Source organism: Mycolicibacterium austroafricanum (genome assembly GCF_000612725.1).
In the GTDB taxonomy this organism is placed as follows: domain Bacteria; phylum Actinomycetota; class Actinomycetes; order Mycobacteriales; family Mycobacteriaceae; genus Mycobacterium; species Mycobacterium austroafricanum.
Window position 1 is genome coordinate 1138654 of sequence record NZ_HG964450.1, and the last position, 22542, is coordinate 1161195.

27 protein-coding genes are annotated in these 22542 nt (G+C 68.9%); 8 read left to right on the forward strand and 19 right to left on the reverse strand.

What is annotated here, in order from left to right:
• Positions 1 to 2 precede the first annotated feature (2 nt).
• On the forward strand, positions 3 to 434 hold the full coding sequence (locus BN976_RS05420) for a hypothetical protein (RefSeq protein WP_036368581.1): 432 nt from the start codon (positions 3 to 5) through the stop codon (positions 432 to 434).
• A gap of 18 nt (positions 435 to 452) precedes the next feature.
• Here BN976_RS05420 and BN976_RS05425 read toward each other — a convergent pair whose 3' ends face one another.
• Positions 453 to 1031, reverse strand: coding sequence for a TetR/AcrR family transcriptional regulator (locus BN976_RS05425; protein ID WP_036368582.1), 579 nt, complete (start codon positions 1029 to 1031; stop codon positions 453 to 455).
• A gap of 125 nt (positions 1032 to 1156) precedes the next feature.
• Here BN976_RS05425 and BN976_RS05430 point away from each other — a divergent pair, with 125 nt between their 5' ends.
• Complete coding sequence (locus BN976_RS05430) at positions 1157 to 1978, forward strand: SDR family NAD(P)-dependent oxidoreductase (protein ID WP_036368583.1); 822 nt, start codon at positions 1157 to 1159, stop codon at positions 1976 to 1978.
• Between the two features lie 138 nt (positions 1979 to 2116).
• The gene (locus tag BN976_RS05435) at positions 2117 to 2938 is read left to right on the forward strand and encodes a nitroreductase family protein (protein WP_036368584.1); all 822 of its coding nucleotides are present in this window, start codon (positions 2117 to 2119) and stop codon (positions 2936 to 2938) included.
• Positions 2939 to 2947: 9 nt separating this feature from the next.
• Here the strand turns inward: BN976_RS05435 and BN976_RS05440 are convergent, their stop codons facing one another.
• The 6 genes from BN976_RS05440 to BN976_RS05465 form a co-directional block, all read right to left on the reverse strand.
• Positions 2948 to 4336 carry an oxygenase MpaB family protein gene (locus BN976_RS05440; RefSeq protein WP_036368585.1) on the reverse strand — a complete coding sequence of 463 codons (1389 nt, stop codon included), beginning with the start codon at positions 4334 to 4336 and terminating at the stop codon, positions 2948 to 2950.
• 152 nt (positions 4337 to 4488) lie between these two features.
• A complete protein-coding gene (arr, locus tag BN976_RS05445) occupies positions 4489 to 4917 on the reverse strand; it encodes an NAD(+)--rifampin ADP-ribosyltransferase (RefSeq protein ID WP_036368587.1) in 429 nt (142 codons plus the stop codon).
• Positions 4918 to 5097: 180 nt separating this feature from the next.
• The gene (locus tag BN976_RS05450; protein WP_036368590.1) at positions 5098 to 5334 is read right to left on the reverse strand and encodes a hypothetical protein; all 237 of its coding nucleotides are present in this window, start codon (positions 5332 to 5334) and stop codon (positions 5098 to 5100) included.
• Between the two features lie 136 nt (positions 5335 to 5470).
• Positions 5471 to 5860: an SRPBCC family protein gene (locus tag BN976_RS05455; protein WP_036368592.1), complete on the reverse strand. Its 390-nt coding sequence runs from the start codon at positions 5858 to 5860 to the stop codon at positions 5471 to 5473.
• Between the two features lie 25 nt (positions 5861 to 5885).
• A complete protein-coding gene (locus tag BN976_RS05460) occupies positions 5886 to 6659 on the reverse strand; it encodes a DAPG hydrolase family protein (protein WP_036368594.1) in 774 nt (257 codons plus the stop codon).
• A complete protein-coding gene (locus BN976_RS05465; protein ID WP_036369281.1) occupies positions 6659 to 7993 on the reverse strand; it encodes an FAD-binding oxidoreductase in 1335 nt (444 codons plus the stop codon). The genes BN976_RS05460 and BN976_RS05465 overlap by 1 nt, the downstream gene beginning before the upstream one ends.
• Positions 7994 to 8060: 67 nt before the next feature.
• Here BN976_RS05465 and BN976_RS05470 point away from each other — a divergent pair, with 67 nt between their 5' ends.
• Positions 8061 to 8792 carry an IclR family transcriptional regulator gene (locus BN976_RS05470; protein ID WP_036368596.1) on the forward strand — a complete coding sequence of 244 codons (732 nt, stop codon included), beginning with the start codon at positions 8061 to 8063 and terminating at the stop codon, positions 8790 to 8792.
• Here the strand turns inward: BN976_RS05470 and BN976_RS05475 are convergent.
• The 5 genes from BN976_RS05475 to BN976_RS05495 form a co-directional block, all read right to left on the reverse strand.
• On the reverse strand, positions 8785 to 9447 hold the full coding sequence (locus tag BN976_RS05475; protein WP_036368598.1) for an O-methyltransferase: 663 nt from the start codon (positions 9445 to 9447) through the stop codon (positions 8785 to 8787). The genes BN976_RS05470 and BN976_RS05475 overlap by 8 nt on opposite strands.
• A 10-nt stretch (positions 9448 to 9457) precedes the next feature.
• A complete protein-coding gene (locus BN976_RS05480; RefSeq protein WP_036368600.1) occupies positions 9458 to 9949 on the reverse strand; it encodes a TIGR04338 family metallohydrolase in 492 nt (163 codons plus the stop codon).
• Positions 9946 to 10698 carry a DUF2786 domain-containing protein gene (locus BN976_RS05485; RefSeq protein ID WP_036368602.1) on the reverse strand — a complete coding sequence of 251 codons (753 nt, stop codon included), beginning with the start codon at positions 10696 to 10698 and terminating at the stop codon, positions 9946 to 9948. Before BN976_RS05485 ends, BN976_RS05480 begins: the two co-directional genes overlap by 4 nt.
• A gap of 85 nt (positions 10699 to 10783) precedes the next feature.
• On the reverse strand, positions 10784 to 11779 hold the full coding sequence (locus tag BN976_RS05490; RefSeq protein WP_036368604.1) for an alpha/beta hydrolase family protein: 996 nt from the start codon (positions 11777 to 11779) through the stop codon (positions 10784 to 10786).
• Positions 11776 to 12615, reverse strand: a complete 840-nt coding sequence (locus BN976_RS05495; RefSeq protein ID WP_036368606.1) for an alpha/beta hydrolase — start codon at positions 12613 to 12615, stop codon at positions 11776 to 11778. Before BN976_RS05495 ends, BN976_RS05490 begins: the two co-directional genes overlap by 4 nt.
• A gap of 84 nt (positions 12616 to 12699) precedes the next feature.
• Here BN976_RS05495 and BN976_RS05500 point away from each other — a divergent pair, with 84 nt between their 5' ends.
• Complete coding sequence (locus BN976_RS05500) at positions 12700 to 13722, forward strand: sigma-70 family RNA polymerase sigma factor (protein WP_036368608.1); 1023 nt, start codon at positions 12700 to 12702, stop codon at positions 13720 to 13722.
• On the opposite strand, the gene BN976_RS05505 is transcribed toward BN976_RS05500, so the two are convergent.
• Positions 13719 to 14174: a MarR family winged helix-turn-helix transcriptional regulator gene (locus BN976_RS05505; protein ID WP_036368610.1), complete on the reverse strand. Its 456-nt coding sequence runs from the start codon at positions 14172 to 14174 to the stop codon at positions 13719 to 13721. The genes BN976_RS05500 and BN976_RS05505 overlap by 4 nt on opposite strands.
• Before the next feature lie 98 nt (positions 14175 to 14272).
• Here BN976_RS05505 and BN976_RS05510 point away from each other — a divergent pair, with 98 nt between their 5' ends.
• Positions 14273 to 15040 (forward strand): pirin family protein, encoded by a 768-nt coding sequence (locus tag BN976_RS05510; protein WP_036368612.1) that lies wholly within the window; start codon positions 14273 to 14275, stop codon positions 15038 to 15040.
• Positions 15018 to 16334, forward strand: coding sequence for a PQQ-dependent sugar dehydrogenase (locus tag BN976_RS05515; RefSeq protein WP_036368614.1), 1317 nt, complete (start codon positions 15018 to 15020; stop codon positions 16332 to 16334). Before BN976_RS05510 ends, BN976_RS05515 begins: the two co-directional genes overlap by 23 nt.
• On the opposite strand, the gene BN976_RS05520 is transcribed toward BN976_RS05515, so the two are convergent.
• Positions 16331 to 16777, reverse strand: a complete 447-nt coding sequence (locus BN976_RS05520) for an SRPBCC family protein (protein WP_036368615.1) — start codon at positions 16775 to 16777, stop codon at positions 16331 to 16333. The two genes, BN976_RS05515 and BN976_RS05520, sit on opposite strands and share 4 nt — an antisense overlap.
• 194 nt (positions 16778 to 16971) lie before the next feature.
• Here BN976_RS05520 and BN976_RS05525 point away from each other — a divergent pair, with 194 nt between their 5' ends.
• Positions 16972 to 18072: a phosphodiester glycosidase family protein gene (locus BN976_RS05525; RefSeq protein WP_051558294.1), complete on the forward strand. Its 1101-nt coding sequence runs from the start codon at positions 16972 to 16974 to the stop codon at positions 18070 to 18072.
• 52 nt (positions 18073 to 18124) lie between these two features.
• Here BN976_RS05525 and BN976_RS05530 read toward each other — a convergent pair whose 3' ends face one another.
• From BN976_RS05530 to BN976_RS05550, 5 genes are read right to left on the reverse strand one after another with little or no spacing between them, the layout of a single operon-like run.
• Entirely contained in the window at positions 18125 to 18856 is a 732-nt protein-coding gene (locus BN976_RS05530; RefSeq protein WP_036368617.1) for a hypothetical protein, read from the reverse strand.
• Entirely contained in the window at positions 18823 to 19395 is a 573-nt protein-coding gene (locus tag BN976_RS05535) for an Rv1363c family protein (protein ID WP_036368619.1), read from the reverse strand. Before BN976_RS05535 ends, BN976_RS05530 begins: the two co-directional genes overlap by 34 nt.
• Positions 19392 to 20372, reverse strand: coding sequence for an RDD family protein (locus BN976_RS05540; RefSeq protein WP_036368621.1), 981 nt, complete (start codon positions 20370 to 20372; stop codon positions 19392 to 19394). Before BN976_RS05540 ends, BN976_RS05535 begins: the two co-directional genes overlap by 4 nt.
• Positions 20369 to 21007 carry an Rv1363c family protein gene (locus BN976_RS05545; RefSeq protein ID WP_036368623.1) on the reverse strand — a complete coding sequence of 213 codons (639 nt, stop codon included), beginning with the start codon at positions 21005 to 21007 and terminating at the stop codon, positions 20369 to 20371. The genes BN976_RS05540 and BN976_RS05545 overlap by 4 nt, the downstream gene beginning before the upstream one ends.
• Positions 20977 to 22539 carry an MCE family protein gene (locus tag BN976_RS05550; RefSeq protein WP_036368626.1) on the reverse strand — a complete coding sequence of 521 codons (1563 nt, stop codon included), beginning with the start codon at positions 22537 to 22539 and terminating at the stop codon, positions 20977 to 20979. Before BN976_RS05550 ends, BN976_RS05545 begins: the two co-directional genes overlap by 31 nt.
• Positions 22540 to 22542: the final 3 nt, after the last annotated feature.

Consider the following 22542-nt stretch of genomic DNA (forward strand, 5'->3'; position numbering starts at 1 on the left):
GCATGGCTCATGTGTTGGTTGCAGCTTCGGCAGCACTGATCGGCCTGATCGTGTATCCGTCCGCTCCGCTGGCCGATGCCGACGCAGACCAGACCATCCGGGTGCAGAACGGGCAGGTTCGGTGCCTTCTCAGCGCCGACTTCGAGGGTCGCGGTCGTCCCGCGGCGGTCTGCACCAGGGCGGACGGCGCTCCGTTCAGCACGGCGCCCGCACGGATGGACCTCGCGGTGGTGCAGGGAAGCGGCGAACTGTATTACCTCAAGGGCGCCCTGCCGGGCCCCGACACCGGAGATGCCGTGTTGGGCGTCGGCCAGACCTACCGCGCGAACGGTTGGACGATCGAAACCGAGGAACTCCGCACCCTCATCACCTACGACATCGGCCGCCACGGCATCAGGGTGAATCCGGTGGAAGTGGCCCCTATTTGGAAGTGACCCGGCGCGGGCTGGGCCTCAGGACCGCGGGGCACGCAGGCCGAGGGTTCGTCGACCGGCGTCGATCAGCTGCCTGCACAACTCCGCCTCGTCCGCCTCGACGACACCCGGTGCGGCGGTCGCGGCGATGCCCGCCATCACGACCGTGGCCCGCACCCGGCCGGCCAGCCCTGGCTGGACGGCCGCCAGAAGACCGATCTGGCGGCCGATCAGGTCTGCCCAATCCCGATCGGCGTGGATCACCTCGACCACACTGGGGTCACCGCTGGTGACTGCCACCAGAGCCCGGTTCGCGGCGGCCAACCGGGCATAACCGGTGAGGACATGTTCGGCCCGTGCCGAGGGCCTGCGCTGGGCTTCGGCATGTTCGACGATCGCGCGCAGCTGCTCGATCAACGGCCCGACCAGCGCGCGCAGGAGGTCCTCCCTGGCGCGGAAATGGTAGTAGAGCGAGCCCTTCGTGACGCCCATCTCGTCGGCGATCATCTGCAGTGACGTGCCCGCGTACCCGTGGCGCGTGAACAAGGCCAGCGCCACGTCGAGCACACGCTGACGCGCACTCTGCGGCGGCATCTGCGCCGACGACGCTGTCGTCACCTCGGCTCCCTACGTGTCGCACCCCACAATATCCGGTCGAGCGTCCGGTTGGCAGCCAGACGATCGTCCAGTAGATTACAGGACGATCGTCTGGTATGTCGCCGCTCTGCGAAAGGTTCTCCCCCATGGTCCGTGCATTGCCCCACAAGATCGCCGTCATCACCGGCGGAGCGTCGGGCATCGGGGCGGGCACCGCGCGGCGGTTCCTCGCCGAAGGCGCCCGCGTGGTGATCGCCGACATCGACCGCGAGCACGGAGAGGCACGGGCCGCCGAACTGGGCCCCGACTGCGTCTTCAAGTACACCGACGTCGCCAGCCGCGAGGACGTCACCGAGCTCGTCGAATACGCCGTGGACCGCTTCGGCGGCCTCGACGTGATGGTGAACAACGCCGGGATCTCCGGCCGGATGCAGCCGGAGCTGCTCGACGACGACTTCACCGACTTCGACCGCGTCATGCAGGTAAACCTGCTGGGCGTCATGCTCGGGACGCAGATCGCGGCGCGCCACATGAAAGACCACGGCGGCGGATCCATCATCAACACCACGTCCATCGGCGGCATCCAGGCCGGCTGCACCGTGATGACCTACCGCGCCGCCAAGGCAGGCGTCATCCACTTCACCAAGTCCGCGGCGATCGACCTCGCGCAGCACGCCATTCGCGTCAACACCATTGCACCCGGCGGCATCCCGACGGCGATCCTGTCCGCCGCCACCGGGGTGGACGAGTCCGACGAGCTGGGCACCACCGCGGCGATCCGCAAGGAGATCGCGGCCGAGCGCCCACTGAGGATGACCGCGTCCGTCGACGACATCGCCGCGGCCGCCGCGTATCTCGGCAGCGACGACGCGCGCTATGTCACCGGGGTGGTACTCCCGGTCGACGGCGGGATGACGGCGGGCAATCCGCGAAATCCGCTGCGCGACTTGGTAACCGCCGCTCAGTGAGGTTAGCCGGCGACATCGGCCCCTCGGCGACGGACCTGGGTCCCGGATGACCAGTGCTCCGCTTCGCCGGGCGCCGTCGCCGCTGCTCCTAGAATGGCGCCAGATCGGCGGTCATCGGCATCGGGCGGAGGTGAGGTTATGACGACGGCGTTCCCCGATACCGAGGTGCTGGAGAGCGTGCTTGACCGCGCTGCGCATGCCCCGTCGGTGCGCAACGCTCAGCCCTGGCGCTGGCACGTCGACCAGCGCGGCGTGCAGCTGTTCGCCGACTGGACCCGCCGCCTCGGCGACGCCGACTCCGACCGACGCGATGTGGTCCTGAGCTGCGGCGCGGTGCTGCACCACTGCGCGGTCGCGCTCGCCGACGCCGGATGGTCGAGCCGGATCCGTCGCTTCCCCGACGACGGTGTGCTGGCGGCCATCGAGCTCGCGCAGCGGCCACCCAGGGCGGGCAGCCACGAGCTGGCCGGCGCCATTGCGCACCGCCGCGCGGACCGGCGGCCCTACACCGGATCGCTGCCCGCGGGGATGATCGAACTGCTCATGCTTCGCGCGGAACGCTTCGGCGTCCGGCTGGCCGTGGTGCCCACCATTCGGTGGGCCCGGATCGGTGAAGCCGATTTCGCACTACGCTACGGCGACGGCTCACCGGGGCATCCGGGTGACGACGCCGCCATGCTCGTGCTGGCGACCGACACCGACACCGAAGTGATGCGGCTACGAGCCGGCGAGGCGCTCAGCGACCTGACGCTGGCGGCGACCGCCCTCGGGCTCGCCTCGTGCCCGTTGACGGACCCGCTGAAAGACGCCCGAGACCGGCTGGCCCTGGCGTGCGAGGTCTTCGACGGGGAGGCCTACCCGCAGGCGTTGATCCGGCTCGGGCGGCCGGCAGCCGGTGACCCGCTGCCGCCCGTGGACCGTCGGCCCGTCGCGGAGACGACCACGTTCGACCTTGATTAGGCGCCGGCTTTAACCGGTGAATCCCTCGCCCGATGTCGACCGGTCGTGATGGGTGTAGGTCAGCGGGATCTTCCGTCCGCCGGCGATCTTGTCCAGCATCGCGATCCGCTCACGCGCGGCCGCGCCGGTCTGCTTCCTGTGCTCACGGATCGGATTGGACCACGGCAGTTTGTCGGCCACCACGGCGATGCGGACGTTGAGTCTGGTCAGCTGCTCAAAGGTCTGCACGCGGCGTTCGATGTTGTAGCCGAGCGGCTCGAAGAGCGTGCCGACCAGCATGGCTTCGATCTGCTCGTACCCGAACACGACGCCTGCCGGCGCAAAGGCAATGGTGGCCGTGATCTGGTTGCTGTACCGGGAGACCACTTTTCTGAGCCAGCCGGGCAACGTCTCCGTCAGCGTTCGCAGGTGCTCGGGTCCGGCAATCGCATCGACAAGCTCGGCACGCCACGGGGACGGGCTGCCGCCCCTGGCAAGGACGTAGTTCAGCGACTTGATCAACTCAAGACCGTTGGAGGACGGAAGGAGTTCGGGGGCACCCCACAACCGCCCTGAGAACGACGAGTATTCGGCGAGGTCCTCGAGCTGCCCATGCGTCAGCTTGCGCCCGAACGCGTGATCGACGAGACGTCCGAGCAACATGCCGCTCCCGAAGCCCAGCAGCGACGTCACCGGAATGGGTTCTCCGAACTTCAGATAGACGTCGTCTCCCCATTTCCGCCGCAACCCACGACTGGCCAGCGCGTGCATCAACCGCACCCGCACCACATCCTGGAAAGCCTCCGACTGCCGGTCGAAGATCTCCGGCAGCGTGAACTGCGCGAACACCCGGGCGGTTTCGATGAAACGGCGCGGGCCGTCGTCCGCGAACCGACCTGTGGCCCCGGTGGCCGCAGAGATGTCGCCGGTCATCGCGGTCTCGTACACCGCCCACCCGCGGATGATCGTGGTGGCGGCCATCGTGCTCGACATCGCCAGCATCCGGCCCCGCTCAGCGGCGACGAGATCGAACCGACCTGGCAGCTGATCCAGATGCTCGAAGAGGTCGACGAACTCTTGGGGGGGATCGTCCAGCGTCTCGATACCCTGCGTGAGAGCCTGCTCGAACAGCGCGCGGCCCTGCGCATGACCAAGGCGCTCGAACGCGTCGACCACGCCGATCATGTGCTCGTCGCGCTGCCAGAAATAGTCGTCGCGCAGGCGCGTGAGGTCGCTGGTGTCGACCTCTTTGTCGATGTCGATCCACTCACCGAACATGAACTCGCGCATGCGACGCCACTGGGCGGCGAAATGGTCACGCCCCGGCGGGATGGGTCGCAACGGGCGATCGGGATGTTCGCGTCGATTGAAATCGACGTCCTCGAGGAGGATCTCTGGACGCTCACCAGTCACAGTCATGCAGCAACCCAATCTCGGATATAGAGGACACTGATTGAGACGTTATCTCACGATGCCGCGGATGTGAACGGCGATTCTTGATCTCGTCGCCGATTTCTTGCAGGCGACGGATCGTGATCACGTCCGGCTGCGGCCGGTCAGCCACCGCACCACTAGTCGTAAATGACGTCGAGCCCGCGACGCCGGAGTTCGGCCAGAGAGTCCCGCATCGCCTGCAGCTGCTCATCGGAATGGCCTGTCCAGTCGGTGATTTCGCCAACTATCCGCACGGGTTCGCGCGTGCGGAACGACCGGGTCGGATTTCCGGGCAGCTTCTTGTCGGTCACATTGGGATCGTCCTCCAGTGCACCCTGCGGTTCCACGATGAAGATCCGGCACCGGCCGTCGCCGGCGGCCAGCTCGGCCCCCCACACGGCAGCATCCAATGTCTGTGTCACGTATACGTGGTTCATCACCCGCCCTTCGTCATAGTTCGACCGGCGTCCGGGCAGCAGCACGTCGCCGACCGAAAGGTCGGCCCTGGAGCCGTGCAGGAACGCACCGGACTCGTGCATCTCAAAAGGTTTCGGTGTCTGCGGCACAACCACTTCCGTTCGTAGACCTAGTCGACCGCAGGATTGTGCCCCGCCTCGGGGGCCTTGCCGCAAGGCCCCCTCTATGCCATAAAGTGAGAGCGGGAAAGGCTGTGACAGCGCATGCATGTCCGCTTGAAACGACGAAGGCGCCCGCAACAGGGGCGCCCTCGTGTCACCAGCCGTCGTTCAGTTGCGCACGCTGGTGTCGACGTGCGGCACCTTCACCGTCGGGTAGAGCTGGTTCAGCCACGGGTTGTTGCTGTCCCGGCCATACCCGTAGCCGAAATCGTGGCCATAGCCGCTGTCGCTGCCATGTCCACCGAACGCAGGCCCGTTTCCGTCGGCCAGCGCCGGCCCGGCGAATCCGATCACCGCTGCGGACAATGCTCCCGCAACCACACTGAGAAGCCCGAATCTCTTCACGGCTCTCGCCTCTTTCCTCTGTACTGCTCCGTCGGCGGGCAGAACTCCCGCAACACCTGCTGGAACAGAGGACGGCGCGGATTGATTCCGGCGGTCAGTCAGCAATGCCGGGGCGAGGGCGTGGGACGGCGCTCCGCTATCGGCCGTGGCCTGTCTGATACTTCGCCGACATGGCCTCGATGCGGCGCAGCGCGATCGCCAGCACCGGCAGATAGCCCGGTGCCCACAGCGGGGCGCTCATCCAGACCCGGCTCCCGTCGTCCCGTGGCTGCACCCCGTGGCGGGTGGCCGGCACGCCGGCGACCCGCCAACCCCACGACCGGCCCTGGTCCAGCTCCGAGACCACGAACGGCAACGGCACACCGACCGGCGTCCAGATCCGTCCCGTCGTTCCCCACTCGAAAGCGGCCCCGTCGAGTTCGGCACGGGCCACGCTCGGACCCCACTGCGGCCACGCCTCCGGGTCGGTCAGCACGTGCCAGACCGCGTCCGCCGACGCTTCGACGTCCCTGCTCACCGTCCACATGCGGGCGGTATACCCCGGTGCGCCGTCAGCCGAACCTCGCGTGCAGCGCGGGCAGGAAGCCCGCGAGATGGTTCATCTCCTGGGCGCAGTGCACCAGCAGATCCCGGGGGTTCGGCAGCTGGCGCGCGGCCACCGGCCGAATCACGGTGTTCGCCAACAGGTTTCCGTGCCGGACGCCGACGTAGGGTCCCCCCATCCAGAACCGTGACCGCATCTCGGCACCGGCCGGCGTGCCACGCACATGGTGGACGAACCAGCCGATGTCGACCGGCACCTCCGAGGAGCCCAGCCGCGCGCACACCGCGACCGAGTCGCCGGGGTTCACGTCCAGCCCCACCGCCGCCGGATCGAGGAAGCGGATCGCGGCCTTCGCGTACGCCGACCCGAGGTATTCCTCGATGAGTGAGATCCGGCCGACGTAGTGTCCGTCTCCGCCGCCGTCGGCCCACCGCGCCGACGCGTGCGCCCGCGGATGCCACAGCTTGTAGCGCCGGGTGTCGCTGCCGTGCCAGCCGAACCACCAGTCCCACATCTGCGGTGTGACACCCGGCATGTCGGTGCGCACCGACACCTGGAACGCGCCGTTGCCCAACCGGCCGTACCCGTTCTCCGTCTCGTGGTAACCCTCGTCGAGAAGTGTTGCGGCGCTCTCCAATCGGAGGAGCAACGGTTCGGCCTGCGGGCCGTGGTGCAACGCGTCGACGATGTGGGCGGGCAGCGCGGTCATCTGGGGGTCGAAGAACCCGCCGTACTCGGTGTTGCCGTCGTCACCGCGGTACCCGAGGTAGGCACGTGCCATCAGGCCCTCCCCATCCAGCTGTGGAAGCGGCCCTGCGGGTCGTACTCGGCGCGGACGCGATCCAGCCTGGCCATCGCCTCCGGCGTGGCAAACGGTGCGGGACGGCGGCCGAGGTTCTCGTCGGCCAGCTGGATACCGGTCTGCAGGTGTTCCATCGCGGCCATGTTGGATCTCGCCCAGTCACCGTATTTTTCGTCGTCGGCGGCGTCGTCCCACACTCCGTAGAGAGCGAGGTAGATCTCGTCCTCCATGCTGTAGGCCATGTCCTGCCGCTGTGGTGACGGCCCCCAGTTCAGCCACAGGAAATGGGCGGGATGCGGCGGCATCGTCTCGAGGATGCGGGCGATGCCCGGCATCAGCTCGTCCGCGGACGCCGAGGTCCAGATGTTGTCGGTGGCGTAGCGATATCCGTCGGGATAGTTGCTCATCACCCCCGCATACCAGGTGTCCAGATCGGTGGGCGCATACGGCACCGCGACGAGGGCGCGGTCACGCACCGGGCAGGTCTCCAGCAGCGACAGGGCCGCGGCGGCCTCCTGCTCGGTATCGGCGAACACCGGCGAAGCCATCACGATGCCCGGGGACTCCAGACCCGCAGCCGGGACCGCACGCGAGGCGACCATCTGGAATTCCACCCGGCGGTCCACCTCGGCGCTGATCGACCGGGCCCACGGATAGATCAGCTCGGCCAGCTCTATCGGATACACGTACAGGCTGCTGCCGCAGACCCGCGGGCGCCGGTGCAGCTTGAGATGGAACGCCGTGACGACCGCAAAGAAGCCCGGCCCCGAACCCCTTGCAGCCCAATACAGATCGGCATGGTTGTCGCCGTCGATGTAGATCTGCTCACCGTCGGCGGTCACGACGTCCAGACCGAGCACGCTTTCGCATGCCGGGCCGAGCACGCGGCTGTTCCACCCGTACCCGCCCTGAAGCAGGTAGCCGCCGATGCACACGCCCTTGCAGTGCCCGGCCGGGAAGAACAGATCCTGCTCCCACAGCCGGCCCGCCAGCACGCTGCCCCCCACGCCGGGCCCCACCACTGCGGTCCCGGCCCCGGCGTCGACGTCACACCGGTCCAGGCCGTGCACGTCGAGCAGGACGCCGCCGTCGCGGATGTGATTGCCCGCCCAGCTGTGCCCGCCCGACCTGATGCCGATCTGCAGATCGTGGGCCGCGGCGTACCGCACTGTGGCCACGACATCGTCGGCATCGGCCGCCTGCACGACGAGGTCGGGGTAGCGCTCGGGGGTGCGCGCGTTCCATACCGTCCGGGCGCGTGCCTGTTCGTATCCGTCGTCGCCGCGGAAGAAGTGCCTGGTGGGAAGATCCATCTCATCCTCCACGAGATTCGGATATCGGATCTTGTGAGTCCGTTCAGCGGATCAATATAGTGACGGGATGCCTGGCGCGGATCAAAACGGACGAATCGACGCAACCGAGAGCCGTGACGACGGTCTGCAGGTCCTGCGCAGGGCTGCGTCGGCTCTCGACGAGATCGCCACCGCGCCGGGGCGGCTTCGGCTGGTCGACCTGGGCACCAACCTGGGGTTGGCCAAGTCGACGGCGCGCAGGTTGCTGGTGGCCCTCGTCGACGTGGGCTTCGCCGCGGTGGACGACGGCGGCCGGTACCACCTGGGCGACCGTCTACTGGGGCTGACCAGCGCGGACGGGTCGACTCTGGCGGCCAGGCTGCGGCCGGTGATCGAACGGGTCGCGCTGGCCACCGGGGAGACCGTGGACCTGTCGGTGCTGCGCGGACGGCAGATGTGGTTCGTCGACCAGATCGAGTCGGCCCACCGACTCCGCGCCGTCTCCGCCGTCGGCGGGCGGTTCCCGCTGCACGACACCGCCAACGGCAAGGCGGCGCTGGCCCTGATGGAGGACGACGCAATCCCTGACGGGTTACTCGGCGAGATCGCCGAAATCCGTCGGACCGGAATCGCCTACGACCGCGACGAACACACCGCGGGGATCTCGGCGGCCGGCATCGCCGTTAGGCTGCCCGGCGGGCACGTCGTCGCGATCTCGGTGCCCGCACCGACCGAGCGGTTCCTGGCCCACGAGGCCACGATCGTCGACGCACTGCGCGCCGCCGCAGCCGACCCGGTGTGGACCGGCGGTGCTAGCTGACCACCGCCACGGCGAAACCGTCCCAGCCCTTGGCGCCCACCGTCTGTATCGCGGCCGTGTCGAGCCGGGGATTGGCGCCCATCATGTCGAACATGGCGCGCACCGCACTGGCCTGCTCGTCGTCGGGCGCCGGGTCGAGGACGCGGCCGTTGCGGGCGATGTTGTCGACCACGATGACGGTGCCCGGCCGGCCCAGCGTGACGGCCCACTCGACATAGGAGACGTTGTTCTCCTTGTCGGCGTCGATGAACACCAGGTCGTACGACTCGCCGCGGTGTTGCAGGGTCGGCAGCGACTCCAGCGCGGCCCCGACGAGGATCTCCACCCGGTCGCTGACTCCGGCGCGCTCGAGGTTGCGCCGGGCCACCTCGGCGTGCGCCGGCTCGTATTCGAGCGTGACGACGGTGCCGTCGGGTCCGACGGCCCGGGCCAGTGCGATGGTGCTGTAGCCGGCGAGGGTGCCGATCTCCAGTACCCGGCGCGCGCCGGAGATCTTCACCAGAAGCGACAACAGTTTCGCGTGCTGCGCCGAAACCTCGATCGCGGGCATTCCGGCGGCCTGCCCGGCCGCTCTGGCTTCGCGCAGCGCATCGTCCTCACTGTGCAGCACGGACGTGAACAGTTCGTCGAGCGAAACCCAGTCGGGCGCAGTCACGCAGTCGACGCTACTTCACACCTTCCCGCGCGTACACGACCCGCAGCACGTGGGCGACCTCCGGTCCCATCACCGTCGCGGCCAGCTCACAGAACGTCGCGACGAACGCGGGGCCGTGCGGCGGGTCCACGTCGCAGAGGTGGTGGGCGATCTCATGCAGTACCACCAGTTCCCGCAGCGCCCACACCGCGCGGCCCTGCGGCACCGCGATTGTCGCCGCACCGTCCACCCGCTCGTAGTGGGCGGCCGCGGCGCCCCGGCGCGGCCGCACCCGCAGCGGTGCCGCCGCCGGCCAGCGATCCCGGACCGCGGGATGAGACAGCACCGTGTCGACGTAGGTCTGCACCGCCCCGGCGGAACCGAACCGCCCCTCCGGGGGCAGCGTCAGCTGCGTGCCGAAGAAGTCCACCACCGGATTCCCGCGCTCGGCGGCGCGGTCGAACATGGTGCGCACGAACCCTTCTGCGGCGTACACCTTTGCGCGCTGCCCGTCGCGGGTCATCTCTCCAACGCTGACCGCGCCCCCGCCAGCTCCGTCTCGCCACCCAGTCTGGCCCGTCGGCCGGCACGGTCGCCCGCGCGGCGCGCGGCCGACGAATAGCCCGCGGTGGCGCTCGTGGCACGCCACGTGCCGCGCGCCCGCGACGTCTCGCGGTAGTAGTCCTTGAGCTCGATGTCCTTGTTACGCAAGGCGATCGCGGTGCCCGGATTGCTCCCGGGACCACTCGTGGCCTCGCGCTGCGCCTCTTCGCGGGCTTCGGCGAGCCGCTGGCCCACCCTGGCGCCGAACGCGAGCTGGAAGTTCAGCCGCGCGGTGATCGTCGGCGTCGGCTTGTGGGCGCCGGAGCCGATGTAGTCCTTGGACGCCCGCACCATCTGCATGACGAGGCTGGTGTAGAGCGCGTGGGTGGTGTCGATGTCCTCGGCGAACCCGTAGGCGTACACGAAGGTGGAGTTCGACGCGACGTCACATTTGACGTCGTTGGCGGCGGCGATGACGACGAACAGCTGCACATAGGTGCGCAGTCCCCGTGCTCCGGTCTCACCGATGGTGATGGTGCGCTGCACCGGGGTCTGCGCCCTGGTGCGCCGGTCGGTGTGGCTGCGCGCGACCGCCAGGTCGATCGACGTCGCGGTGGCCAGCCGCTGGGCGGCAGCCATGAACGCGTCGGCTTCGTGTGGGTTGTCGGTGCCCTCGGCCTGGCGCAGCAGTGCCGCGATGCGGGCCAGCATTTTCTCGTCTGTGCTCATGCCGGCGAGGTTAGGGATCCGGTACGACGTTTCACCGGGTTCGAGTATCCCTCATCCCCACACCGGTTTTCATCCACAGGACGGCTCACTTGTCGGCGAACCCGTCCAGTGCGGAGACCAGCTGCCCGGACAACGGATCCTGCTTGGCGTAGTTGGCGATGTTGTCGGTCGGGTCGTCGCGCAACACGTGGCTGACGCCCTTGAGCTCGACGACGGTCAGGTCGGTGTGCTGCAGCGCAGCGATCAGCGGGGCCACGGCGTCGCAGCGGGCCTGGTTGTCGGAGTCCGAACAGGTGAGAAGCACCGGCGTGCCCGCGGGCACCGCGGCGGCCAGCGCGAGCGGATCGATCTTGTCCGCTTCGACCACGGCCGCGACGTTGCCCGGGTTCACGATCGCGTTCAGACCGTCGGGCAGTTTGGCGGGCACGGTGCCCTTGGTCCGGATCTCCTCGACCGCGGCCTGCCACGTCGCCACGGTCTCCGGGGATCCGTCAGCCTCGACCCGCTTGGTGATGATGTCCAGATAGCGCCCGGGCAGCGGCTGCAACAGGCCCAGAGAGTGCACCTTCGGCGCCCCGGGGGTGGTGTCGCCTGCCAGCTTCAGCGCGTGGATCGTGCCCTCCCCCAACGCATAGACCGATACCCGAGCGGGATCGGTGGCGGGCCGCCCGGCGAGGAAGCCCAGTGCCGCCGCGGCGCCATCGGTGTACACCCCGCTGACCACATCGGCGGGCCGGTTCTTGAACGGGCCGAGGCCCGTCCGGCCCGTCCCGACCTTGTCGTAGCGCAGGCTGGCCACACCGCGATCGGACAGCAGCTCGGCGAGTTGGCGCATGTTGCCGATCGGCCCCGCAACCTGGTTGTCGCCGTTGCGATCGGTGTTGCCGCTCTCGGAGATCAGCAGGGCCGCGGGCGCCGGTTGCCCCTCGGCGCGATACCGGTAGGTGCCGTGCAGGGTGAGGCCGCCCGCATCGAACGTCACCTCCTCGTCGGTCCACTTCGACTGGTCCTCGGCCGCGTCCGACGAGCATCCCGCCACCCATAGGAGGGCCGAGAGGAGAAGGGCTACAAGGGCTTTCACAGTTGCGACTCGATCCAGGAGGTGACGTCGTCGAGCACCAGGGCCTTCTCGGGTTCGTTGAACACCTCGTGGTAGAGCCCGGGGTACTCCTTGAGGTGCACATCGGCCGAACCGACGCGGTCGACGAGTTTACGGCTTCCTTCCACCGGGATCAGCTTGTCCTGATCGCCGTGCACGACCAGCAGCGGCGCGGTGATGGCCGCGGCCCGCGCCGGCATGGTCTCCCCGACGCCGATCAGCGCCCGCCCGACTCCTGCGGGCAACTTGCCGTGGTGGACCAGCGGATCGTTCTCGTAGGCGGCGACCACCTGCGGGTCGCGCGACACCGCGTCGGCGGGCAGGTTCTCGACGGGAAGGCCGGGCGAGAGGCGGCCCAGCACCTTGGCCAGCAACACCATCACCGGCGACACCGAGGAGTGGGCATCGACGGCCGGCCCGGAGAGCACCATGGCGTCGTAGTCGTCGGGATGCTCGACGCCGTAGGTGAACACGACGCCGCCGCCCATGCTGTGGCCGAGCACCACCAGTTTGCGTCCGGGGTGCTCGCCTGCGGCGATCCGGACCAGGCTGTGGAAGTCCCCGGTGTATTCGGAGATGTCACGCAGGTAGACCCGCTTGCCGCCGGAGCGGCCGTGCCCGCGATGGTCCAACGCGTAGGTGCCGAGACCGGCCTCGGCGAAGCGTGCGGCGACGTGGTCGTAGCGGCGGGCGTGCTCGGCGTAGCCGTGTGCGAGGACGACGATGCCACGCGGCGGCGTCTCCGGGGTCCACACGTCGTACACGATCCGGACACCGCCGATGCCGTCGAAACTGCGTTCGGTGCGGGTGACGGCCATGGCAGCGAGACTATCGGGCCGGCTCGGCATCGGCTTTCCCTGGCTGTCCCCGGCCGTCCCGGCCCGTCGCGCGAGTGCCTGGACATGTCACAGCCGGTGCGTAAGCTGCATTTCGTGACCGTCACAGCTCTTGACGGCAGCAGCGCCGAGGACGCCTTTCTCGCGGATGCGCAGAGGTATCGGCGGGAGCTGCTGGCGCACTGTTACCGGATGACCGGTTCGCTTCACGATGCCGAGGACCTGGTCCAGGAAACCTACCTACGTGCCTGGAAGTCGTTCAAAGGGTTTCAGGGCAAATCCTCGGTGCGGACCTGGCTGTACCGCATCGCCACCAACACCTGTCTGACGGCGCTGGACGGCAACAAACGCAGGGCGCTGCCGAGCGGGCTGGGCCAGCCGGCGTCCGACCCCACCGGGGAGCTGTTCGTGCGCCCGGAGGTGACGTGGCTGGAGCCGCTGCCCGACGCGCCCCGCGAGGACCCGTCGGATCCGTCGGTGATCGCCGAATCGCGCGAGTCGGTGCGGCTGGCATTCGTCGCCGCCCTGCAGCATCTCCCGCCGCGGCAGCGCGCGGTGCTGGTGCTGCGCGAAGTGCTGCAGTGGAAGGCCTCCGAGGTCGGTGAGGCGGTCGGCGCCTCGACCGCCGCGGTCAACAGCCTGCTGCAGCGGGCCCGCGCCCAACTCGACGAGATCTCACCGACCCGCGACGACGAGCCGGTGGCGCCGGAGTCCCCCGAAGCCGCGGAACTGCTGGACAAGTACATCGCCGCGTTCGAGGACTACGACATCGACCGGCTCGTCGAGCTGTTCACCGACGACGCGGTGTGGGAGATGCCGCCGTTCGACGGCTGGTATCAGGGTCCCGCCGACATCGTCATGCTGTCGAAGGTGCACTGCCCGGCGCAGCAGGCCGGCGACATGCGGTTCGTCAGGACGACCGCCAACGGGCAACCCGTGGCCGCGCTCTACATGCGCAACCCGGAAACCGGTGTGTACGAGGCGTTTCAGCTGCACGTGATCGACGCAGGCCGAACCGGCATCGCGCACGTGGTGGCGTTCAAGGAGAACGACCTGTTCGCGAAGTTCGGGCTGCCCCCCACGCTCTAGTCCGTGGACCTGGCGGCCCGGAGCCGGGACAGCACGACTTCGACGGCGGCACCGAACTCACGTTGCGCAGCGGCGGTGAGCCCGTCGAACACCATGGTGCGCACCAGATCCACATGCCCCGGCGCGGCGATGTCCAGGGCCGCCAGCCCGGCCTCGGTCAGCGCGACCGTCGCTCCCCGGCGGTCGTCGCCGTCGCCTTCGCGGTCCACCAGGCCGCGGCCCCGCATACGGCGCAGCTGATGTGAAAGCCTGCTCTGCTCCCAGCCGATCAGGTCGCCCAGCTCCTTGATCCGCATCGGCCCATGCTCCGAAAGCGCAACCAGGACGTCGTAGTCGGACAGTGAGAGCTCGCAGTCCTGCTGCAACTGGCGATGCATCGCCGTGTGCAGCCCGCTGACCATGGCGAGGTAGTTTCGCCAGATCACCTGCTGCTCGTCACTGAGCCACTCCATAGAGACCACCCTAACCGCGGAATATATGACACGTCATCAATGTTGTCGGCAGCAGGGCAGCCACCTAGGCTGACAAGGACTCTTCGAGGAGTGATCCCATGACCAGCAGCCCGAGCATCGTCGACGTCCGGCGGGCCGACGACCGCGCCAAGACCAGGATCGCGTGGCTTGACTCCAAGCACTCGTTCTCGTTCGGCAGCCACTACGAGCCGGACAACACCCACCACGGGCTGCTGCTGGTCAACAACGACGACATCGTCAAGCCCGGCACCGGATTTGACACCCACCCGCACCGCGACATGGAGATCGTGACGTGGGTGCTGCGCGGATCCCTGGTGCATCAGGACTCCACCGGGAACTCCGGCGTCATCTACCCCGGCCTGGCCCAGCGGATGTCGGCGGGACGCGGCATCATGCACTCGGAGAAGAACGACTCCTGGACCCTGACCGGGAAGGAAAGCCACAGCGAACCAGTGCATTTCGTCCAGATGTGGGTGGTGCCCGACGAGTCGGGCCGGGAACCCGGATACCAGCAGTTGGAGATCGACGACGAACTACTGCGCGGCAACCTTGTGACGATCGCGTCGGGGATGCCCGCGCACAGCGACGCCGCCGCCATCGCCATCGGCAACCGGTACGCGGCGCTGCACGGGGCACGGCTGGAGCCCGGCCAGAGCGTCCAGCTGCCCGAGGCGCCCTACCTGCATCTGTTCGTCCCGCGCGGTGACGTCACCCTCGAGGACGCCGGCCCGCTGCACGAGGGAGACGCGGTGCGGTTCACCGCTTCCGGCGGCCAGCGCGTCACCGCCACGACGCCCGCCGAGATCCTGATCTGGGAGATGCATGCGGGACTCGGTGCGGCATAAGCGATTCGGCGCGATCCTGCTCGGCGCCACGGTGCTCGCGGGGTGCTCTGCCGAACAGCGGGCCGAGCCTCCCCCGGCGGCGCCCGCTCCGGCGTCGACGACCTCCACCGCACCGGCCGCCGGGTCTACCCGGGTGACCGTCGAGGTCGACGACGGCCTGGCCGGGGCGCCGTTCGACGAACCCCGCGAGGCGGTGGTCCCGCAGGGCTGGACGCTGTCGGTGTGGGCGCGGACCCCACGTCCGCGGCTGGCCGCCTGGACTCCCGACGGTGACCTGCTCGTCTCGGTGCCGAGCGCCGGGCGGGTGCTGCGGTTCACGCCGCGCGGCGACGGCCCACCCGAGGAGTCCGTACTGCTCGACGGGCTCGACGAACCGCACGGCCTGGCCTTCGACGGCTCGACACTGTATGTGGCCGAAAGCGATCAGGTCGACGCCTACCGGTATGCCGCGGGGGCGGCCACCGAGCCCAGGACCGTCGCGGGCGGGTTGCCCGACGACCGCAGCCCGGATCTGCGGGGCGCCTATTCGCACGTGCTCAAGAGCGTGGCGGTCGGCCCCGACGGCGCGGTGTACTTCTCCATCGGGTCCACGGGCAACATCTCCGCGCAGGACCGCACCGCCGTCCCGCCGCGGGCAACCGTCATGCGGGTGCCGCCCGGCGGCGGACCGGCCGAGCCCTTCGCCACCGGAGTACGCAACGGCACCGGACTCGCCGTGGCGCCCGACGGCGCGGTCTGGACCGCCAACAACGGCCGGGACAACATCGCCTATCCCGAGCCGGGCCCGTCGTACGGGAAGGTGATCCCGGAGTACGTCGACGACAACCCGCCCGAGCAGATCGCCCGGCTGACCCCCGGACGGGAGCTCGGATGGCCCTACTGCAACAACGTGGGCGGGCCCGCCGACCTGCCGTTCGTCCGTGACGTCCAGACCAATGCCGACGGAGCGTTGCTGGACTGCGCGGCGCTGCCGCCCGTCGAACAGAGCATGGGCGCCCATTCGGCGCCGCTGGGACTCAGCTTCGTCGACGGCGAACTTCCGGCGCCGTTCCCCCGCGGCGCGCTCGTCGGCGTGCACGGTTCGTGGAACCGGCAACCGCCGCGCGCCCCCGAGGTGTCGTTCTACCCGTGGCAGGACGGGACGCTGGGGAACCAGCAGACGCTGGTCGGCGGATTCCAGGCCGACGACGGATCGCGCTGGGGCAGGCCCGTCGCCGCCGTCGTGGGCCCCGACGGGGCGGTGTACATCACCGACGACGCCGCCGACGCGATCTACCGGCTGGCACCGGGTTAACCCGGCGCGACGGCCAGCTTGTTGAGCACCGTGGCCATCTGCCGCTCGGCGCCACCGGCCCTCTTCTCGCACACCACCTTCATGACGGCACTGAGAAGCCTTGCGGTGCCGTACATTTCAAGATCAGCCTGGTAGGTCACCACGGACCCGGAGCCCTGGGCGTGCACCGTGATGGTGTCCACCGTCCTCGACGACTGGTTCTCCCCGACGAACACCACCCGGCGGTCGGTCAGCTCTTCGAGCTTGTAGGTCAACTCCGCGGTGACACCGAGGATCCTCGACACGCTGTGCCAGTAGGCGCCTTCGGCGACGGGGCCGCTGTCGATGCGCTCGCAGCTGCGGGTGCCCGGATCCCACTGCCGCGCGTGCTCGAAGTCCTTGAGGTAACCGACCACGAGGTCGGGCGGCGGAGCGACGGTGAAGGTCCGGGTCACGGTAGGCATCTCCTTCGGTTACCCGATCGGCGGCCACCCCACCCTGATCGGTCACCTTCCAAGCATGACGAACCCGGCCTCAGCAAAGGGCTCGGCAACCAGCCCGGAACCATCCCGTGATGCTGCTGTGACGAAAGTTGACAGGGTTTCTTCTGGGATTACTGTGGTTACGCCTGACCCGTCTTTTTCGATAGGAGCCGCCGGTGCCGACTCCACACGCAAACATCCGGCACCGCGCCAGGATCGCCGCCCTCGTGTCGAAGGCGACAGCGGTGGCGATGTGCGCCGTCGTGGCCGCCGCCACGGGGACTCCGACCGCACGCGCCGCCGGCGCCCGCGAACTGCTCGCCGGTGCGATCGCCAACACCCGCGGGTCGTACCTGGTGTACAACTTCGGCAGCGGGTTCCCGGCGCCGATGCTCAACGCGGCGGGCAACTGGTACGAGCTGAGCAACGGCGGCCGGCTGATGATCATCAAGGGCGCGTCCCAGCGGCTGGCGCCGCGGCTGCTCGCCGACTCCCACACCGGCTATCAGGCGCGCTGCGAACGTGATCCGCGCGCCCGCACCGGCGAAGGGCTCTGGCAGGCCTCCGAGATCTACTCCCCGATCGAGGCCTGGACGGCGCTCGGGCAGCCGACGATCGCGATCAACGCCAACTTCTTCGACGTGCGCGGTCAGCAGGGCGGCTCGTGGAAGACGACCGGGTGCAGTTCCCCGCTGGGCGCCTACGTCGACAACACCCGAAACCTGGGTCGCACCAACGCCAAGGTCACCGGCACGCTGGCATATGCGGGCAAGCAGGGGCTCTCCGGCGGCAACGAGAACTGGATGGCGCTGTCGACGATGATCCTGCCGGTGCAGGGCACGCCGTTCGTCGTTCCGCCCCGCAGCGACGACGACTACGACGCGGCCACGCCTGTGGTGACGCGGTTGATCGACCAGGGCACCCGGTTCGTCGCCGTCGCCGGCATCGGGCTGCTGGCGCCCGGCGAGACGGGTCAGCTCAACGATCCGGGGCCGAGCGCGGCACGCACCGCGCTCGCCTACGTCAAGGACCGCGACGAGATGTACGTGTTCCAGGGCGGCAGCTATACCCCCGATCAGATCCAGGACCTGTTCCGCGGTCTGGGCAGCGACACCGCGGTGCTGCTCGACGGCGGCGGATCCTCGGCGATCGTGCTGCGCCGCGACACCGGCGGCATGTGGGCGGGCGCCGGCTCACCCCGCGGCTCGTGCGACACCATGGCGGTGCTGTGCGATTCGCGTGAACGCGCCCAGCCCGCCTGGCTGGCGTTCAACTGAGCCACTTCGGCGTCGCTGGTCGCGCTCAGCGCGACTCAGCACGCCGAGATCCCTAAAGCTGCGGTGTCAGGTCGAACGAGGTGATGGTCGACATCCGGACGATGCGCCAGTCGCGGCCGTCCCGCTGCAACGTCAACCGGTACGACAGGTAGCGCAGCGACGGGATGTTCTTGGTCACCGGGCTGGTGGCCACCGAGTTGGTGTAGACCAGCGCGGTGGCCTCGGTCGGGGTCGTGGGCGGCGACACGGATTCGACGGCGGCGCCCATCACCTCGGTGGTGTTGGTGACCTGGGCCTGCTTGTTCGGCTCGACGATCGCGTCGATGTAGCGGCGGTACTCCGCGGCGAAATCCCCGCCGAGGTACACCGATGCGCGGTCGGCGAGCGTGGCCATGTCGTCGGGGGTGTAGGTCCACAGCGTGGTGATCGCGTCCGTTGCCGTGCGCGCGATGTTCAGCTTGGTCTCGACCAGGGCGCGCTGGACCAGATACGGCTGCACCATCGCCGCGGCGAATCCGCTCGCGCCGACGAACACCGCCGACGCGACGGCCGCCGCGACGACCAGTTTCCGGCCGGCGGGCCGGTGCGGCACCAGCACAACAGGTTCGGGCCCGGGTTCGGGCGGGTCGGTGTCGTCGGTGTCCAGCGCGTCGGCGGGGCCTTCGGTCTCCGGTTCTGCGTCCGGCGGCTGCGCCTTCGGGGTCCGCCGCGACTTACCTACGGGCACCTTGGGGTCCTCGACCTCGGTGGTCAGATCACCTGGATCAGGTTGCTGATCTTCCACTGCTGTCCTTCCTTGATAGCCGTCGCGACCCAGCGGCTCCCGCTCTCGATCGTCGACTTCCCGTCCGGCGTCTTCGAGGTGACCTTCGTCGCGATCAACACGTCGGCGCTGCCGTCGTCGTTCCATTGCCGCACCCCCGCGGCGAGCACCTCCCCGGTGCTCGGCTCGGAGCGAGCCACCTGAACCAGGATCTCGTTGAGCCGCCCGGCGAAGTTCTTCGCGAATTCGCCGGTGGCCTGCGCGGCGACGCGATCGGCATAGGCGTTGGCGTTGAACGGATCCAGGCTCGTGTACATGACCATGAACTCGCTCGTGTAACCCAGCGCGGCGGCCTCGTCGACCGCGGCGCGGCGATCCTGCTCGTGCCGGACCAGCATCAGGGCGCCGGCCGCGATCGCCGCAGCCATCACCAGGGCAACGATCCCGGAGACCAGCGGAAGTCCCCACCGCACAGCGGGTTTCGGCTCCAACCGGAAGTAGTCGGGACCGACCGCGCTGTCGCCGGGGTCGGAGTCGGTGAACCTGCGGGCCGGGCTCATTGCCCCGCCAGGTTCATCTGGGGCTTCTTCAGCACCGTCAGGTTCGCCACCCGCCACTGCCCGTCGGCCGACTTCTCGAAGTCCACCCGCACCGTCGCGGTGATGAACTTGACGTCGTTGGGGTTGGTGCCGCGCTGGCCCTGCATCGCCAGCAGCATCGACACCCGGTCCGGTGTAATGGGCGGATCGGTGAGCACCGCGCTGTTGACCGCCCAGTACTCGTTCGTGGTGGCGCCGGCCTGCTGCACGGCCTGCTGCTGAGAGATCAACTGAGGCCGATACCCGTCGGTGGTCAGGGCCTGGGCCCTGGCGAAGTCGTCGACGATGGTGTCCGCACCGTAGCTGAGCATCTGCTCGACGATGCGCGGTCCCTGCTCGGCGACCTGCTCGCGGGCCGTGTCCACCGCACGTTCCTGCCGGTACACCAGCGCATAACCCAGGCCCACCGCGACGACAGACGCCACTGCGGCCGCGACGAGCACCGTGGCGACCGTGCGGCGCATGTCCCGCTGCGGCCGCTCGACCCGGTACACCTCGGTGCCTGCCAGCAGGTCGGCGAAGGTCCGGCGCCTCCGGTCCCACAGCGGCCACACCCATCCGACGAACACCGCGAGGGTGTCGAGCAGGTGTGCGAGTTCGCGACCGGTCACCCGCAGCACCCCGACGGGCCGGTCGTCCGCGCGGCGCACGGCGATGCCGAACAGCGCACGCCCCAGCGTCCAGCCCGTCGCGACGGGCAGCATCAGCCGGTTGGCCGCCATCAGGAAGAACGTCACCGCCAGCGCCGCGATGAACAGCCAGCGCACCCAGCCGTCGGCGGCGGTCAGCGCCAGCAGCGCCGTCGTGACGATCACGCCGAGCCCGGGCAGGATGTCCACCGCGATCGCGCCCGCGCGGACCGGCCACGACGCCAGCGGCATCGGCGTGGTCGGATCGTCGGCAGAGGTGGTCAGGGTGGTGTCGAAAACCGCCGTCACGAGTTGACCTGGTCCAGGCTGGAGATCCGGTACTGCCCCTCGTCGAATGCCATCGTCGCGCGCAGCCGGTATCCGACCCGCTGGTCGGCGGCCTCGGAATTGGAGATCCTGACGCGCACCGCGACCAGCACATTGACCGTGCCGTCCTCGTTGCGCCGCTCGACGGCGGCCCGCAGGTCGTCGACCGCCACCGCCGCATCGGCAGCCTGGTAGGCCTCGGCCAGGACGCTGCTGAACAGCCCGGCCTGCACCCCGAACTCACCGGTGGAGCACTCCAGGATCTTCGACTGCGCGGCCGTCATCGCGGCCGTGTCGGGCGCCTGGGTGGCCGCCACGCATTCCTTGGCTGCCTGCAACGCGGCGTCATCGGAACGGGCGACCTCGGCCGCGCGTGCGTTCGCGCGCAGCGCGAGATAACCAGCGGTGATGCCGCCGCCGCCCAGCAGAAGCAGCACGGCGCAGATCGACGCGACCCAGCCTTTGCCCAACCGTGAAGGCCTGCGGGTGTCGGTCGGTTCTTCTTCTATGGGTTCTTCGGTGGATACCGCGTCGGCGTCGGCGCGCGATTCGATTCCCGGGTCGCTGCGCTCCTGCCCTCCGAAGGTCAGCCGGCTGGTGCCAGCATCTCCTTCCATCCGTCGTCTCCTGGGTTGCTCGAATTGCTCACGTTGTATCGGACCCCGTCAGGTCCCACCACCTCGCCACTGCTCGGGCTGTAGGCGGCGGTCGTGCCCGCCGGCCCCTGCGTCGGGGTGTAGATGCACGGGTTGGGCTGTTGACCGCTGCAGCTGACGGTACCCGAGCCGGGTGGGCTCGGAGGATCGCTGACCGGCGCGAGTGACTGCGGTGGCGGCAATTCGTCGGCGGGCAATGGATTGCGCCCGTTGTTCACCGACGGCGCGGGCACCACCTGACCTGGTGCGACGCGCTGGTCACACCGTGCCCCCGGGGCGGGGCAGGCAACGATCTGGTTCGGGTCGCCGTACCAGGGGTTGGTGCCCAGCGGGACGTACGGTTCATCGCTGCGGCACTCTTTCGGCGTCGCCGCCCGCTTACCAGGCACGTCGGCACACGGATAGTTGCGCGCGCCCCGCACGACGTTGCCCTGGTAATCCTTCGGGATCTTGCAGTACGTCCCCGACGGCAGCGGCGCCGTGCTGGTGTCGGCCGGCGACCGCCACTCCGACGAGGGTAAGAAGCCGGTCAGGCACGGCGGCGGCTGATTGATCGACAGGCCGAAGTGCAGCAGTCCCTGGCCTTCGAAGATGGTGGCCGTCTGCGCGATTGACGCACCCTGGGGCAGTACTACAAGTGTCTGCTCGAGGCCCTTGTTGTAGCGCTTCAGCATGTCGATCACGACGGACAGATTGGCCAGCGTCTGCGGCAACGAGTCCCGCACATCGGTGAACACGGTATTGACCTGGTCCAGCGTGGGCGCCGCCTGCTGCAGCCCGCTGCGCAGCGCATCGTCCTGCTCGGCGGTCTGCGACGCGATCACGTTCAGGTTTCGCGACCACTGCTTGATCGCCTCTCCGGACTGGACCTGGCTGTCCAGGATCGGTGCCGCGTTGGTAATGATGTCGTTGACCTGCGGGATGTTGTCGCGGAAGCCCTCGGCGAGGTTCGTCGTTGAGTCGACGAGCCGCTGCAGGGACGGACCGAGCCCGCCCACCGCGGCCGACGTCTCGGTGAGCAGCGCGTCGATCTTCTCCTTGGGCAATACGGCGAGGCCCTCGTTGGCGGCGTCGATCGCGGGACCGACCTCTTCGGGGACCGTGCTCTCGGTGATCGTCGAGCCCGGGCTGAAGTACTGATCAGTTCCCGACGGCGACACCAGGTCGAGGTACTGCTCGCCGATCGCCGACACCGAGTGCACGTTCGCGATCGCGTCCACCGGGATCTTGTACTTCTCGTCGATGCTCATCGTCGCCCGCGCACCGGTCTCGGTGGGTTCGACCTCGGTGACCTTGCCGATCTGGGTGCCCCGGTAGGTGACGTTGCCGGTGGCATACAGACCGCCGGAGCGCTCCAGGTCGGCGTAGAGCGTGTACTGCCCGACACCCGCCAAGCTCGGCAACCGCAGGTAGTGCAGGCCGAGCACACCGACCGCGAGGATGGTCAGGAGCGTGAAGATGATCAGCTGGATTTTGACGAAACGCGTCAGCATCGC

Coding starts and splice junctions, on each gene's coding strand:
- BN976_RS05420 (WP_036368581.1), top strand. CDS start 3: ATGGCTCATGTGTTGGTTGCAGCTTCGGCAGCACTGATCGGCCTGATC.
- BN976_RS05430 (WP_036368583.1), top strand. CDS start 1,157: ATGGTCCGTGCATTGCCCCACAAGATCGCCGTCATCACCGGCGGAGCG.
- BN976_RS05435 (WP_036368584.1), top strand. CDS start 2,117: ATGACGACGGCGTTCCCCGATACCGAGGTGCTGGAGAGCGTGCTTGAC.
- BN976_RS05440 (WP_036368585.1), bottom strand. CDS start 4,336: ATGACTGTGACTGGTGAGCGTCCAGAGATCCTCCTCGAGGACGTCGAT.
- BN976_RS05455 (WP_036368592.1), bottom strand. CDS start 5,860: ATGTGGACGGTGAGCAGGGACGTCGAAGCGTCGGCGGACGCGGTCTGG.
- BN976_RS05460 (WP_036368594.1), bottom strand. CDS start 6,659: ATGGCACGTGCCTACCTCGGGTACCGCGGTGACGACGGCAACACCGAG.
- BN976_RS05465 (WP_036369281.1), bottom strand. CDS start 7,993: ATGGATCTTCCCACCAGGCACTTCTTCCGCGGCGACGACGGATACGAA.
- BN976_RS05470 (WP_036368596.1), top strand. CDS start 8,061: ATGCCTGGCGCGGATCAAAACGGACGAATCGACGCAACCGAGAGCCGT.
- BN976_RS05480 (WP_036368600.1), bottom strand. CDS start 9,949: ATGACCCGCGACGGGCAGCGCGCAAAGGTGTACGCCGCAGAAGGGTTC.
- BN976_RS05485 (WP_036368602.1), bottom strand. CDS start 10,698: ATGAGCACAGACGAGAAAATGCTGGCCCGCATCGCGGCACTGCTGCGC.
- BN976_RS05495 (WP_036368606.1), bottom strand. CDS start 12,615: ATGGCCGTCACCCGCACCGAACGCAGTTTCGACGGCATCGGCGGTGTC.
- BN976_RS05500 (WP_036368608.1), top strand. CDS start 12,700: ATGTCACAGCCGGTGCGTAAGCTGCATTTCGTGACCGTCACAGCTCTT.
- BN976_RS05505 (WP_036368610.1), bottom strand. CDS start 14,174: ATGGAGTGGCTCAGTGACGAGCAGCAGGTGATCTGGCGAAACTACCTC.
- BN976_RS05510 (WP_036368612.1), top strand. CDS start 14,273: ATGACCAGCAGCCCGAGCATCGTCGACGTCCGGCGGGCCGACGACCGC.
- BN976_RS05515 (WP_036368614.1), top strand. CDS start 15,018: ATGCGGGACTCGGTGCGGCATAAGCGATTCGGCGCGATCCTGCTCGGC.
- BN976_RS05520 (WP_036368615.1), bottom strand. CDS start 16,777: ATGCCTACCGTGACCCGGACCTTCACCGTCGCTCCGCCGCCCGACCTC.
- BN976_RS05535 (WP_036368619.1), bottom strand. CDS start 19,395: ATGAGCCCGGCCCGCAGGTTCACCGACTCCGACCCCGGCGACAGCGCG.
- BN976_RS05545 (WP_036368623.1), bottom strand. CDS start 21,007: ATGGAAGGAGATGCTGGCACCAGCCGGCTGACCTTCGGAGGGCAGGAG.
- BN976_RS05550 (WP_036368626.1), bottom strand. CDS start 22,539: ATGCTGACGCGTTTCGTCAAAATCCAGCTGATCATCTTCACGCTCCTG.